This window comes from Kitasatospora sp. NPDC051702, assembly GCF_040681575.1.
GTDB lineage: Bacteria > Actinomycetota > Actinomycetes > Streptomycetales > Streptomycetaceae > Kitasatospora.
The window spans coordinates 121,140-134,255 of record NZ_JBFAZB010000011.1 but is presented as its reverse complement, the minus strand read 5'-3'; the positions used below and the strand labels follow the sequence as shown (position 1 = coordinate 134,255).

11 protein-coding genes and 2 pseudogenes are annotated in these 13,116 nt (G+C 76.8%); 3 read left to right on the top strand and 10 right to left on the bottom strand.

What is annotated here, in order from left to right:
- Positions 1–21: 21 nt before the first annotated feature.
- Both AB0N04_RS12785 and AB0N04_RS12780 read right to left on the bottom strand, forming a co-directional pair.
- The gene (locus AB0N04_RS12785) at positions 22–1,272 is read right to left on the bottom strand and encodes an MFS transporter (protein WP_360210348.1); all 1,251 of its coding nucleotides are present in this window, start codon (positions 1,270–1,272) and stop codon (positions 22–24) included.
- 142 nt (positions 1,273–1,414) lie between these two features.
- Entirely contained in the window at positions 1,415–1,591 is a 177-nt protein-coding gene (locus AB0N04_RS12780) for a hypothetical protein (RefSeq protein WP_360210346.1), read from the bottom strand.
- A 450-nt stretch (positions 1,592–2,041) separates the two neighbouring features.
- Between AB0N04_RS12780 and AB0N04_RS12775 the strand changes: the two genes are divergently transcribed.
- Genes AB0N04_RS12775 through AB0N04_RS12765 form a run of 3 tightly spaced genes read left to right on the top strand, consistent with a single transcriptional unit; the run spans position 2,042 to position 6,565 of the window.
- A complete protein-coding gene (locus tag AB0N04_RS12775; protein WP_360210344.1) occupies positions 2,042–5,161 on the top strand; it encodes an adenylate/guanylate cyclase domain-containing protein in 3,120 nt (1,039 codons plus the stop codon).
- Complete coding sequence (locus tag AB0N04_RS12770; protein ID WP_360210342.1) at positions 5,158–6,024, top strand: S8 family serine peptidase; 867 nt, start codon at positions 5,158–5,160, stop codon at positions 6,022–6,024. The genes AB0N04_RS12775 and AB0N04_RS12770 overlap by 4 nt, the downstream gene beginning before the upstream one ends.
- Entirely contained in the window at positions 6,008–6,565 is a 558-nt protein-coding gene (locus AB0N04_RS12765; protein WP_360210340.1) for a GAF domain-containing protein, read from the top strand. The genes AB0N04_RS12770 and AB0N04_RS12765 overlap by 17 nt, the downstream gene beginning before the upstream one ends.
- Positions 6,566–6,592: 27 nt before the next feature.
- Here AB0N04_RS12765 and AB0N04_RS12760 read toward each other — a convergent pair whose 3' ends face one another.
- From AB0N04_RS12760 to AB0N04_RS12725, 8 genes and pseudogenes are all read right to left on the bottom strand, one after another.
- Complete coding sequence (locus AB0N04_RS12760) at positions 6,593–7,483, bottom strand: virginiamycin B lyase (RefSeq protein WP_360210338.1); 891 nt, start codon at positions 7,481–7,483, stop codon at positions 6,593–6,595.
- Positions 7,484–7,585: 102 nt separating this feature from the next.
- Complete coding sequence (locus AB0N04_RS12755; RefSeq protein ID WP_360210337.1) at positions 7,586–8,776, bottom strand: AI-2E family transporter; 1,191 nt, start codon at positions 8,774–8,776, stop codon at positions 7,586–7,588.
- Between the two features lie 217 nt (positions 8,777–8,993).
- Positions 8,994–9,392, bottom strand: a pseudogene (locus tag AB0N04_RS12750) (peptidoglycan-binding protein); the annotation flags it as partial.
- A gap of 54 nt (positions 9,393–9,446) precedes the next feature.
- A pseudogene (locus AB0N04_RS12745) lies at positions 9,447–9,881 on the bottom strand (peptidoglycan-binding protein); the annotation flags it as partial.
- 128 nt (positions 9,882–10,009) lie between these two features.
- Positions 10,010–10,390, bottom strand: a complete 381-nt coding sequence (locus AB0N04_RS12740; RefSeq protein ID WP_360210335.1) for a peptidoglycan-binding domain-containing protein — start codon at positions 10,388–10,390, stop codon at positions 10,010–10,012.
- A 241-nt stretch (positions 10,391–10,631) separates the two neighbouring features.
- Positions 10,632–11,726 carry a winged helix DNA-binding domain-containing protein gene (locus AB0N04_RS12735; protein ID WP_360210333.1) on the bottom strand — a complete coding sequence of 365 codons (1,095 nt, stop codon included), beginning with the start codon at positions 11,724–11,726 and terminating at the stop codon, positions 10,632–10,634.
- Positions 11,723–12,523: a glycerophosphodiester phosphodiesterase gene (locus tag AB0N04_RS12730; protein ID WP_360210331.1), complete on the bottom strand. Its 801-nt coding sequence runs from the start codon at positions 12,521–12,523 to the stop codon at positions 11,723–11,725. The genes AB0N04_RS12735 and AB0N04_RS12730 overlap by 4 nt, the downstream gene beginning before the upstream one ends.
- A 52-nt stretch (positions 12,524–12,575) precedes the next feature.
- Positions 12,576–12,992, bottom strand: a complete 417-nt coding sequence (locus AB0N04_RS12725) for a TOBE domain-containing protein (protein ID WP_360210329.1) — start codon at positions 12,990–12,992, stop codon at positions 12,576–12,578.
- Positions 12,993–13,116: the final 124 nt, after the last annotated feature.

The window sequence follows — 13,116 nt, the reverse complement described above, 5'->3', positions numbered from 1 at the left end:
GGGCCCCGGGGGTTCAGGGGGTCAGACGGCGGGCAGCAGGGCCGGCCCGCGGCGGACCGGCGGCGCCCAGGTCACCACGGCCGCGCAGAGCGCGATGGCGAGGGCCAGCAGCGCGAAGGTCCGGGTGCCGCCGAAGGCCCCGAGCAGGGCGCCGCCCACCAGCGGGCCGAACGGCTGGACCAGCGTGGAGAGGAAGCCGGCCGCGCTCTGCACCCGGCCGATCCGGTCCGGCGGCGCGGCGAGCAGCATCCCGGACACGAAGCCGATGCTGGCCACCGTGGACAGGCACATGCACACCGCGCAGAGCAGCCCGATCAGCACCGGCTCCCGGGTGAGCACGAGCACCCCGGCGGTGACGGCGGCCGCCCAGCAGCTCAGCGCCACCAGGCTGCCGTCGCGCGCGCCGTGGGCGCCGCCCGGCCACCAGGCCGGGGGTGCGTCCAGCCGCGGGGCGAGCAGCGCGCCTGCCAGCGCCCCGGCCGCGGTGAAGGAGACCACGGTGCCGCCGCCGACTCCGGAGCGTCCGCCGTCCGAGGCGACGGCCAGGGTGGTGAACATCAGCGCGCTGAACGCGAAGTTCATCCCGAGGCCGAAGATCAGCAGCAGGGTGCGCAGATAGGGCTGGTGCCAGATGAAGGACAGCCCGGCGGTCAGCTCGGAGCGGCTGAACACCGCCCCGGCCCGGGAGGCGGGCACCGACCTCGTCCGCATCAGCGCCACGCAGACCGTGGAGAGCAGCAGCCCGACGCCCTCGGCGACGAACGGCAGCACCGGGTGCCAGGCGAACAGCGCCCCGCCGCCGAGCGGACCGATCAGCCGGGCCGCGGCGCCGCGCGCCTGCATCCGGGAGGAGGCGGCGCGGACCTGGTCGCGAGGCACCACCGCGCGCAGCAGGCCGCCGGCGGCGGGCCCGTAGGTGCTGGCGATGAGCGCCCCGGCGGCGGCGACCAGCAGGACCAGCGGCAGTGGGGTGCGCCCGTTCAGGACGGCGAGCACCAGCGCGGTGACGGCGAGCAGGCTCCCGACGTCGCAGACCCGCATCAGCCGGCGCCGCTCGATCCGGTCGGCGAGCACGCCGCCGGGCAGCATGGTGAGCAGCAGCGCGCCCACCGACACGGTGCCGATCGCACCGGCCTGGGCGGGCGAGCCGGTGTCCCGCAGGACGAGCAGCGGCAGGGCGATCGAGGCGAGTTGGGAGCCGAGCGAGGCCAGCAGGCCGCCGACCCAGAGCAGCCGGAAGTCCCGGTTGCGGGAGAGCGAGGTGGGCTCCATGGCCGTCCTCCGGGGTGGGGGGTGGAATCGGGCCGGGGCGGTCCCGTGCCGACGGGACCGCCCCGGGGGCCTGCGGTCCGGCGTGCCGGCCGGGGGCGGTGGTGCGCCCGCCCCCGTGCCGGGACCGCCGGCCTGCCGCGCCTCAGGCGCCGGAGGTCTCGGCGGAGTTGACGTAGCTGATCAGGCTGAAGCAGTTGCCGTCGGCCGCGTCCTGGAGGACCTTCATCGCCTGCAGGTCCAGGATGTTGGCGGCGTGCGCCTCGACCTCGGGGGTCTCCTCGCCGTCCTCGCCGACGATCGGGTCGATGTTCTCGGCCATGGCTGAACTCCTCTCACTGGGTGGATCGGTAGGGGTGCAGCGGGTGGTGGTCCGCCGTGGTGAGGACGTTAGGCCGGCCCGGCTGCGCGGGGCCCGGGAACCGGTACGGCACCGGTATGGCCGCAGGCCGGGGCGGCCGCCGGCGCGTCCGGGGCGGCCGGCCGGCCCGGCCGGGGGGCCCGCGGACCCGCTCCGAGCTGCGGCCATACCGCCGGCCAGGCGCCCTCGAACCGGGCCCGAAGCCCGGCCGGGGAGCCTGGCCCGGCACACCCGCACGCCCGGATCCGACAGCACTCCCGGGTCCGACGGCACGCCCACGGCCCGGCGACGTCCACCCCGACGACACGCCCGGATCCGACAGCACTCCCGCACCGCGAGGGACCAGGGCTTGTCTGACAATTCGCGGCGCGGCGGGAATTGTCAGACGAGCCCTAGCGAAGGACTGCCACCATGCCCTGCCCACAATGCGCCCAACTCGCCGGCACGAACGATCAGTTCTGCCCCTCCTGCGGCACCTCCCGGGCCGCCGCCCTCGACCTGGCCGCCGAGGAGCGCAAACTGGTCACGGTGGTCTTCTGCGACCTGGTCGACTCCACCGCGCTGTCCGGCGCGCTCGACCCGGAGACGCTGCGCGAGGTGATCCTGCGCTACTTCGAGCGGATGCACCGCCAGATCGAGGCGCACGGCGGCACATTGGAGAAGTTCATCGGGGACGCGGTGATGGCGGTCTTCGGCGTCCCGGTGATCCGCGAGGACGACGCCCACCGGGCGCTGGCGGCCGCCCTGGCCATGCTGGAGGACCTCGAGGACCTCAACACCGAGCTGGACGCCACCCTCGGGGTCCGTCTGGACGTCCGGATCGGCGTCAACACCGGCCAGGTGGTGGCGGGTTCGGACGCCTCGGCGCGCCAGGCACTGATCTCCGGCGAGACGGTGAACATCGCCGCCCGGCTGCAGACCCAGGCCGCGCCCGGCCAGGTGCTGATCGGCCCGCAGACCCTGCGCGCGGCCGGCCCGGCCGCCCAGGTGCACGAGGTGGGCCCGCTGCGGCTCAAGGGCAAGGCCGAGCCGGTCACCGCCTACCGCCTCGTCGGGCTGGACGAGGACGACCCGGAGCTGCTGCGCCGCTTCGACGTCCCGCTGGTCGGCCGGGAGCGCGAACTGGCGCTGCTGGACGCCGCGTTCGCACGGGTGGCGGGCGGTCGGGGCGCCGAGCTGCTGCTGGTGGTCGGCGAGGCCGGGATCGGCAAGACCCGGCTGGTGCGCGAGTGGCAGGAGCGGGTGGGCCGGCGTGCCGCCCGCTGCGGCACCGGGCGCTGCCGCAGTTACGGCGAGCAGGGCGTGCTGACCCCGCTGGCCGAGGCCGTCCGGGCCCTGCTGGACGACGGCGCCGGAGCCGCCGCGCCCGCCGAGGCGCTGGCCCGGCTGGAGGACGCGGTGGCCCCGGAGGTGGGCGCGGCCGAGTCCCTGGACCGGCTGGCGGCGATCCTGCGCGGGCGCACCGTCGAACGCCCGGCCGTCCTGGTCCTGGACGACTGCCAGTGGGCCGGTCCGGTGCTGCTGGACGCCGCCGAGCGGCTGGTCGCCGCCCTCGGCGCGGCCCCGGTGCTGCTGCTGTGCCTGGCCCGTCCGGAGCTGCCCGCCTCCCGCCCGGAGCTGCCGGCCCTGCCGGTCGGCGGTCTGTCCTGGGACGAGTCGGCTCTGCTGGCCGCCCAGCTGACCGAGCTGAGCGCCCACCAGGACACCGTGCCCGGCCGGCTGCTGGAGCGGGCCGAGGGCAACCCGCTGCACCTGGAGGAGCTGCTGGCCGCCCTCACCGAGGCGGACGGCCCTGCCCTCGCCGAGGAGCTGCCGCCCACCGGACGGGCACTGCTCAGCGCGCGGATCGACGACCTCGAACGGGACGAGCGCACCACGCTGGACCTCGCCGCCGTGCTCGGCCGGGCCTTCCGCGCCGCCGAACTCGCCGGGCTCGCCCACGGCGGCGCCGACCAGGACGCCTTCGCCGATCCGGAGGACGACGTCTTCACCGGCCCGCTCGACGGCCTGCCCGGCCTGGCCGGCGGCAGCGGCGACGACACCCCGCCGCGGCTGCACGCCGCGCTGCAGCGGTTGGCCGAGCGCCGCCTGGTCGAACCGGCGGGCGACGGCTACCGGTTCAGCAGCGGTCTGGTCCAGGAGTCGGTGTACCAGTCGATGTCCAAGCGCGCCCGCGCCGAGCGCCACGAGCGGGCCGCCGACCTGCCCGCCGTCCGCACCGCCGGGGGCGCCGCCGTCGGCGACCACCTGGAGCGGGCCCACCGCTACCGGCTCGAACTCGGCCTGCTGGACGCCCGGACGGACGCCCTGCGCACCCGCGCGGCGGCCACCCTCGGCGCCGCCGGCGCCCTGGCCCTGGAGCACGCCGACCTGCCCGCCGCCACCGACCTGCTGGAGCGCGCCGTCCGGCTGCACTACCCCAACGAGCGCGGCGCCGGCCCCGTCCTGCGCCGCCTCGGCGAGGCCCGGCTGGCCCTCGGCCGGGCCGAGGAGGCCCTGCCCGTGCTGGCGCAGGTCCGGGACGCGGCCGCCGACCCGCTGGACGCCGCGCACGCCCGGCTCGCCCTCGCCACCCGCGGCCTGCCGCCCGGCCCGGAGCAACCCGCGGCCACCGCCCGCGCGGTGCTGCCGCTGTTCGCCGGCGCCGGGGACGACCTCGGCCAGGCCCGGGCCCGGCTGCGGCTGGCCGAGGAGCACCTGCTGGCCGGCCGGCACACCGAGGCCGACCGGCTGCTCGACGAGGCCCTCGGCCACGTCTCCCGCACCGACGCCGAGCTGGACCGGGCCGCGGTGCTGGCCGCGCTGGCCGCCTCGCTGCTGGCCGGCCCCGAGCCCGTCCCGAACGCCACCTTCCGGCTGCGCGCCCTGCTCGCCGAGCACGGCGCCGGCCGGCGGACGGTCCGGGTCGCGCTGGACGGCCCGCTGGCGGTGCTGCTCGCGCTGCGGGACCGCCCCGGCGAGGCCGAGCTGCTGCTCGCCGAGGCCAACGGCCTGGCCGGCGAGCTGTCGCTGGCCGACGCGATGATCTCGCTGCCGGCTCTGACGGCCCAGGCCGCGGCGGCCACCGGCCAGACCGGGCAGGCCCTGGAGCTGCTCGCCGACGCCGCCGAGGTGGCCCGCCGGCTCGGCTCGGCCGCCCCGCTGCCACGGCTCGCCCTCACCACCGCCCGGGTCCTGCTGGACACCGACCGCCCCGGTCAGGCCGCCCGGCACCTGGAGGGCGTCGACGCGACGGCCGCGCCGGCGCCGGTGCTGGCGATCGAACTGGACGCGCTGCGCGGCCGGGTCGCCGCCGCCGCGGGCGAGGCCGGCCCGGCGCTGGAGCTCACCGCGGCCGCCGCGGCCGCCGCCGAGCGCACCGAGTCGCTGCTGCTGCAGGCGCTCACCGCGCTGGACCGCGCCCACGCGCTGCTGCTGCTCGACCGGCCGGCCGAGGCCGCCGCGGCGGCGGCCACCGCCCGGGACCGCTTCGCCGCCAAGGGGCACCTGCCGGGCGTGCGGCGGGCCGAACGGATCGGGGGCGCCCGGTGAACGGCCCGGCCGGCCTCACCTGGAGCCTGCGCGGGCGGTCCGCCGCCGACCTCCCGGTGCTCGCCGACGGCGACGACACCGGGGAGGGCGGCACCCGGGAGGGCGGCACCGGCAAGGGGGTGCGGGTCTGCGTGGTGGACTCCGGGGTCGAACCGGACCACCCGCTGGTCGGCCCGCTGAACGGGTCCTGGGCGGTGCTCAAGGATCCGGTCACCCGGGAGCTGGTGGTCCGCCCCGACGCCGCCGGCGACACCTGCGGCCACGGCACCGCCTGCGCGGGCATCATCCGCCGCACCGCCCCGGACTGCGAGCTGTACAGCGTCCGGGTGCTCGGCGAGCGCTTCACCGGCACCGGAGACATGCTGATCGCCGGGCTGCGCTGGGCCGTCGGGCAGGGCTTCGACGTCGTGAACCTCAGCCTCTCCACCACCCGGACCCGTTTCCTGGAGGAGCTGCACGCGATCGCCGACGACGCCTTCTTCGCCCGCACCGCGATCGTCGCCTCCGCGCACAACACGCAGGTGGAGAGCTATCCGTGGCGCTTCTCCTCGGTCATCTCGGTCGGCAGCCACCAGGAGGACGACCCGGCCCTGCACCTGTACAACCCGGCGCCGCCCGTCGAGTTCTTCGCCCCGGGCCAGAACGTCCGGGTGCCCTGGCTCGGCGGGGCGACCATCCGCACCACCGGCAACAGCTTCGCCACCCCCTACGTCGCCGGGCTGTGCGCCCGCATCCTGTCCGGCCGGCCGAGGCTGACGACCTTCCAGCTGAAGAGCGCGCTCTACCTCACCGCGGCCAACGTCCAGGTCGGCCCCCGCCCGTCCACCCCCCTCACGGAGGCGCCCGATGACCCTCAGCACTGACCCCGCCGTCGACCCGCTGGCCCGCGAGCTGCTGCAGTCCGTGGTGGACGTGGCCCGGGCGATCTTCGGCGCCGAGGCCGGTTCGGTCTGCCTGCTCGACGAGGCCGCCGGCGAGCTGGTCTTCCAGGCCGTCTCGGGGCGCGGGGAGGAGGCCCTGGTGGGCCGGCGCTTCCCGGCCGGACGCGGGATCGCCGGCTGGGTCGCGGCCTCCGGCGAGCCGATGGTGGTCGACGACCTGGGCGCCAACCGCACCTTCGACCGGGACTTCGCCGAGTCCACCGCCTACGTGCCGAACGCGCTGATGGCGGCGCCGTTGACGCACGGCAGCAGGGTGCTGGGCGTGCTGGAGGTACTCGACCCGGCCCCGCAGGCCCGGGCCAGCCTGCCCGAACTGGACCTGCTCGCGCTGTTCGCCCGGCAGGCCGCAGCCGCGCTGCGGGTGATCGCCGAGCGGGCCCCCGCCCCGGCGGCAGGCCCCGACCGCGCCGCCGCCCTCGGCCTGCTCGCCGACCTGGAGGAGCTGCTGCGCCGGCAGCCGTGAGCCGGCCGCCCGGACGCCGTCGGAGCGTCAGTCCCGCACGGTCAGCCGGGCGACCTCGCCGCGCTCCAGGGCCGCGTACACCGTGCCGTCCGGTCCGACGGCGATCCCGTGCGGTTCGGCGTCCGGGCCGGGAAGCGGGTGGCCGTCGAGCCGTCCGTCGGGGGCGAGCACGCCGATCCGGCCGGCGGCCCACTCGGTGAACCAGAGGCGGCCGTCCGGGCCGCAGGCGATCGCGTGCGGCCGGGCCGCCCGGTCGGCCAGCGGGTACTCGGTGACCTCGCCGTCGACGGTGATCCGGCCGACCAGCCCGCCGCCGATGCCGACGTACCAGAGCGCGCCGTCCGCCCCCGCCGTGATCCCCACCGGTGCGGTGCCCGCGGTGGGCAGCGGGTGGACGGTGACGTCACCGGCGACGCCGATCCTGGCGACGGCGTCCGCCCGGTTGAGCGTGCACCACAGGGCGCCGTCCGGCCCGGCCGTGATCAGCGCCGGGAAGGCCCCGGTGAGCGGCAGCGGGTACGCCGTCAGCTCGCCGTCCACGGTGATCCGCCCGATCCGGTCGGCGTCGGGCTCGGTGAACCAGAGCGCTCCGTCGGGCCCGGCGGCGATCCCGTACGGCCCGGAGCCCTCCCCCGGCAGGGTGTGGGAGCGCGTCGTCCCGTCGACGGCGATCCGGCCGATCCGGCGGTCGCGCATCCGGGTGAACCAGAGCGCGCCGTCCGGGCCCGCCGTGATCACCGACGGGCCGCAGTCGGGTGCGCCGAGGTCGTGGCGCTCGACCGTGCCGTCCGCCGCCAGCCGGGCGATCCGCCCGGAGTGCACCAGCGTGCACCAGACGCCCCCGTCCGGCCCCACCGCGATCCCGTACGGTCCGGCCCCCGCCTCGGCGACGCCGATCAGCTCCGTGGTCCGTGCCATGCCACCCCCTCCAAGTTATTGCGACTCTCGTCGCGTTATGAATCCTCGCACGCATCCGGGGGCCACCACAAGCGACTTGCCCCCCTCTCGCGCCGCCGCCCCCTACTCACCGCCCGCCGAACGGCGGGCCGTGCGCGGCCCCGGCACCCCGCGCAGCACCGAGACGACCCCCACGCCCGCGGCGCAGATCGGCACCGCGAGCAGCGCCCCGAGGATGCCCGCGATACCGGAGCCCGCCACCACGGCGACCATGATGGTGGCCGGGTGCAGCTCCACCGTGCGGCTCTGGATGAGCGGCTGGAGGACGTTCCCCTCGATCAGCTGGACCGCCAGCACCACGCCGAGCGCCCACAGCGCGGTGCCCAGCCCGCCGTCGGCGAGGGCCACCAGCACGGCCACCGCCCCGGACAGGAAGGCCCCGACGAAGGGGATGTAGGCGCCCATGAACACCAGGGCGCCCAGCCCCGGAGCGCCCGGCACCCCGAGCGCCACCAGGCCGATGGTGATGAAGGTGGCGTCGATCAGCGCGATCAGCGTGGTGCCGCGCATGAAGCCCGCCATCGCGTCGAAGGCCCGCTCGGCGCAGGCGACCACGGTCCCGGCGCCGCGCTCGGGCAGGTAGGAGCGGATGGCCTCACCGGTGCGGTGGCCGTCCCGCAGGAAGAAGAACACCAGGGCGAGCGCCAGCACCCCGCCGGTGGCGAGCTGGGCGAGCAGGCCGAGCCCGGAGAGCACGCCGCTGGTGAGGGCGGAGAGCAGCGAGTTGGTCTCGCCCTTGGCGTTGTCGAGCGCGCGCTGGACCTTCGCCCCGGACGGCCCGAGCCAGTCGGCGATCCGGCGCCCGGACTCCTGCAGCGAGTCGGCGATCTGCGGGGCGCTGTGCACCAGGGAGTTGACCAGCAGGGCGATCACGCCGCCGACGAACGCGACCAGCACCGCACACGTCAGCCCGGCGGCCAGGCCCCGGCCGACGCCCCGGCGGACCAGCCACGGCACCACCGGGTAGAGCAGCGAGGCCCCGAGCAGCGCCACCACGACGGGCACGGTCGCCGCCCGCAGCTCGACCAGGGCGAAGACCACCAGCGAGGCCACGGCGATCAGCAGGATCACCGCCGCCGACCAGGCCGCCGCCTGCCGCAGCACGGGCGGCAGCATCAGGTACGGCCGGCGCGGGTCCGGCCGGCCGTCCGGGGCCCGGCGCCGGTCCTGACCCTGGCGCTGGTCCTGGTCCTGGTCCTGGTCCTTGCCCCGGTCCCGGTCCCGGTCCGGTACACCGTCTGACGGGCGCTCCACGGACACCGCCACCTCCGCCGGGGATCGTCGATGAGTCCGAACCGCCCCATCTCAGCAGATGATCAGATGGAATGGCGGTTTTGTCCCCCTGGCGCGCCCCTGACCTCCGGAGCCCCGGACGCACGGAAGCGCCCGGGCGGCCCGGCCGGGGATCCGGCCGGGCCGCTCGGGCCTGTCTTCCGACCCGCGTCACGGGGCGGTACTGCCGCGTCGGCGGTCAGTTCATGAAGGTCACGTCCCAGTGGCTGCCCTCGTTGGCGTAGATGTTGCCCGAGGCGGCGGTCCACAGGTCGGCGCCGTCACCGCGGGTGCCGCTGTGGGTGAAGGTGCCGTGGATGTAGTTGGTGAGGCAGCCGGACATGCCGAAGTCCAGCTTGTAGCCGTTGCCGTGGCTGTAGGTGCCGCTGGCGTGGCCGGTCTCGGTGCCGCCGGTGATGTTCAGCGGGCAGCTGCCGATCGAGCGCTTGAGCGCGATGGCGCCGTCCGCCGAGGCGCGGCGCAGGCCGTCGAAGGAGGTGCAGCTGCTGCTGCCGCGGTCGGAGCAGTTGCCCGAGGAGGACCAGGTGATCCCGGCGGACGAGAGCATCGAGGCCGCCTGCGACTGGGTGAGGGTGGTGCCGGTGCCGCCACCGCCACCGGTGCTGCCGCCGCCGGAGAGCAGGGCGCCCCAGGTCGCCGGGCCGACGATGCCGTCGATCGGGTTGAGGCCCGCGGACTGCTGGAAGCCCCGGACCTTCGAGTCCGTGCCGGCGCCGAAGTCGCCGTCCACGGCCAGCCCGGCGCCGTGCGCGTTCAGCTGGACCTGGAGCGCCTTGACGGCGTCGCCCTTGTCGCCCTTGCGGACGGTGACGATCAGCTTGGACCAGGTGTCGGGGCCGACGACGCCGTCCACCGGGCTGAGCCCGGCGGACTGCTGGAAGCCCTTGACCTTGTCCTCGGTGCCGGCACCGAAGGCACCGTCGGCGCCGGTGGCGAAGCCGTGGGCGGCCAGCAGGTACTGGACGGTGGTGACGTTGTCGCCGCGGTCACCGTTGCGGACGGTGGGCCAGCTCGCGGCCTGCGCGGCGGGCGCGACCAGCAGGGCCGCGAGAATCGCGGCGAACATCGCGGCGACCACGGCCGGGATGCGCTTCATGACGGTTCCTCACTGGGTGTGACGGAGGGGGAGGGAGGGCGGAGCCGTGGGCGGCGCGGCTGCGGAGCCGCCACCGCGCCGGCCCGGGGGGGCGCCTGTCAGGTCGGCAGGTAGTCCCAGCACTTCGCGGCCTGGTCGTGCTCGTTGTGGACGAGGACCTCCAGGATCACGCGGCCGGTGTTGTGGCCGACGATGCCGTCCACGTCGAGCGTGCCGCCCCACTGGTCGCGGTTGGTCGCCTGGAACTTCCGCACCGCGTCCTCGGTGCGCTTGCCCCAGATGCCGTCGGCCTTGAGGCCGGCGTGCACGTTGGAGGCGTTCATCGCCAGCTGGACGCACCAGACGCCCGTCCCGGTGTCACCGTAGGCGATGTCGCCGGCGGTCGAGTTGGCGCTCGCCGTACCGGCCAGCGCGACGAGGGCCATACCGGCGGAGGCCACCACCACGGCGGCGCGTTTGACGGTCGAGGACATGAGCATGGACGGCTCCTGGAGTGGACTGCGGGGGCCGGGACCGGCCGCCGCCGAACGACACTAGGAGGCCCCGCGGGCGTCCCTCGAGCCCTCGCCGTCCCAGGGACGCCGCCCGCGTCCGGGCTGGGACGGTCCCGCGCCGCGGCGGGCTCCGGCAGGCGGCCGGCGGCGTCCGTCCCGCCCGCCGTCCCCCGGCGTCCCGGGACGCCGCAGGGGCGCCGGGCGGCCGTCCCCGGGACGCGGAGCGCTACCGCTCCCCGTCCACCGGCTCGAAGCGGACCGCCCCGCCGCCGCCCGCGAAGTCCAGCACCCGCTGCGCCTCGGCCCGCGCCGCCTGCTCGTCGGCGGGCCGCAGCGCCGTGAACGGCCGGACGGCCACCTCCTGCCCGCCCGTCAGCCGCCAGGTCCCGGCGACCAGCCCGTCGACCAGCAGGGTGCCGAGCACGATCCCGTTCTGCGTCATCACCCGGCCCCGGTACTCCTCCGGCAGCACCCGGGTGCGGTCGGCGTGCGAGAGCAGCAGGTTGTCGAAGGGGGCGAGCAGCCGCACCGGCGCCGGGGTGTCCGGATCGGGCCGGGGCGCCTCCGGCAGGTCGTGGAGCACCCGGCCGTGCTCGTCGCGGAAGGTGACCAGCCGGGACGCCAGCCGGGTGAGCACCGGGCCGAGCCGGCTGAGACCGGACCACTTCTGCAGGTCGGCCGCGGTGGCCGGGCCGAAGGCGGCGAGGTAGCGCAGGACCAGGTCGTCGAGGGCCGGCGTCCGCTCCAGCGGGCGGCCGAGCCAGGCCTCGGCGGTGGTGTGGGCGGCGGGGCCGCTGCGGTCCCAGATCCCGCGCGGCGGGACCTGGACGAGCGGCAGCAGGCAGCGGGCGGCCTGGGCGAGGGCGGCCGGGTCGCGGTCCGGGCGGGTGGCGGCGAGCAGCGCGCCGAGCTGCTGGAAGGTCCGCGGTTCCGCCTCGACCAGGGCGCGGGCCTCGGCGCCGAGGGCGTCCAGGTCGAGCCCGGCCAACCGGGCGCCGTAGGTGGAGCGCAGGGCCCGGTCGAGGACGGGCTGGAGCAGCGGGCGCAGCGTCAGGCAGTCCTCGGCGGTGACCAGGTGGATGGTGCCGCGCTGGAGCGCGATCCGCACCGCGGCGCGCTGTTCCAGCAGCGTGGTGAGCCGCTCGGGGGTGAAGCCGTCGATCCGGCTGAGCAGGCCGAGGTAGGGCGGCTGCGGCACCGCCTGGGCCTGGAGCCCGCCGAGGTGGTGGATCAGTTCGGCGGGTTCCCGGCCGGTGCGGGCGAGCAGGTGCTGACGGGCCAGCAGGGCGCGGCCCAGCTGCCGGCCGGTCAGCACGTTCACCGGCGGCCGTCCAGGACGGCGCGCAGTACGTCGATCCGGTTGGTGGTGATGGAGGAGACCCCGCAGTCGCGCAGCCGGCGCATGGTGCGGCGCAGGTCGGCCGTCCAGCTGGAGACCTCCAGCCCGGCGTCCGCCGCGGCCGCGGTGAAGGCGGGGGTGACCAGGCCGAACGGCGGGTTGAGGTAGCGCGGGCGCAGGTCGTCGAGCAGGGCCCGGGCGGGCATCCGGGGCTGCTTCCAGGTGAGCGCGATCTCGGCGTCCGGGCTCAGCGCGCGGACGGCGAGCATCGCGGTGGCCGGCCCGCAGAAGGCGACCTGCCGTTCGGCGCCGAGCCCGGCGACGACGGACCAGGTGGCGGCGGCGGGGCCGGGGTCGTCGAGGTCGAGCAGGAGCCGGCGGCCCTCGTGGGCGGCGAGGGCCTTGATCGTCTCGGCGAGGGTGGGGACGGCGAGCGGGCCGCGGCGCAGTTCCTCGAGCTGCTCGGCGGTGACCCGGTCGATCGACCGCGGGTCGCCCCAGAGGCGTTCCAGGGTGCGGTCGTGCAGCAGGACGGGCACCCGGTCCCGGGTGAGCTGGACGTCGACCTCGACGGCGTCGGCCCCGGCGGCGAGGGCGGCCTCGACCGAGGCGAGGGTGTTCTCGCGGTGGCGGTACGGGGCGCCGCGGTGGGCCACCGCGAGGACCGGTCGGCGGGCGTCCGGGGCCTGTTCGCGGCCGGCTGCGGGCCGGGCGGCCGCGGCCGCGGCCCGGGCGGGGAGGGCGGCGCGCTGGGTGGTCGGCGGGTGCGGGTGGGTCATCCCGGGCGGGGCCTCTCGTGCGGATCGGTGGGGGCGGGGTCGGTCGCCGGGCTCAGCGCCGTTCGATCATCACGTTGGTGGACTTGATGACGGCTGTGGCGGGTGCGCCGGGGACGAGGTTCAGTTCCTCGGCCGACTCCCGGCTGATCAGCGACACCACCCGGAACGGGCCCGCCTGGACCTCCACCTGGGCGGCGACGTCGCCGAGCACCACGTCGGTGACGATCCCGGGGAAGCGGTTGCGGGCCGAGGACGGCCGGCCCTCGGCCTCGGCGTTCTCGGGCCGGGCCAGCTCGCGGGCGAAGGCGGCGAGGTCGGCGCCGGGGATGATCCGGTGGCCGTGCTCGTCCCGCTGGGCCGCGACCCGCCCGGCGTCCACCCAGCGCCGCATGGTGTCGGCGCTGACGCCGAGCAGCGCCGCGGCCTCGCCGATCCGGTACGGGTTGACCGGCGCCTCGGGCTGGCCCATGTGCGACTCCTGACGCTGACTCCGGAGGGACGGGCCCGGCGTGCGCCGAACCCTCGCCGACATCCTGCCGTACGGCGTGCCGGGCCCGCGAAGCGGCGCCCCCCGGAGGGCCGCGGCGGGGGTC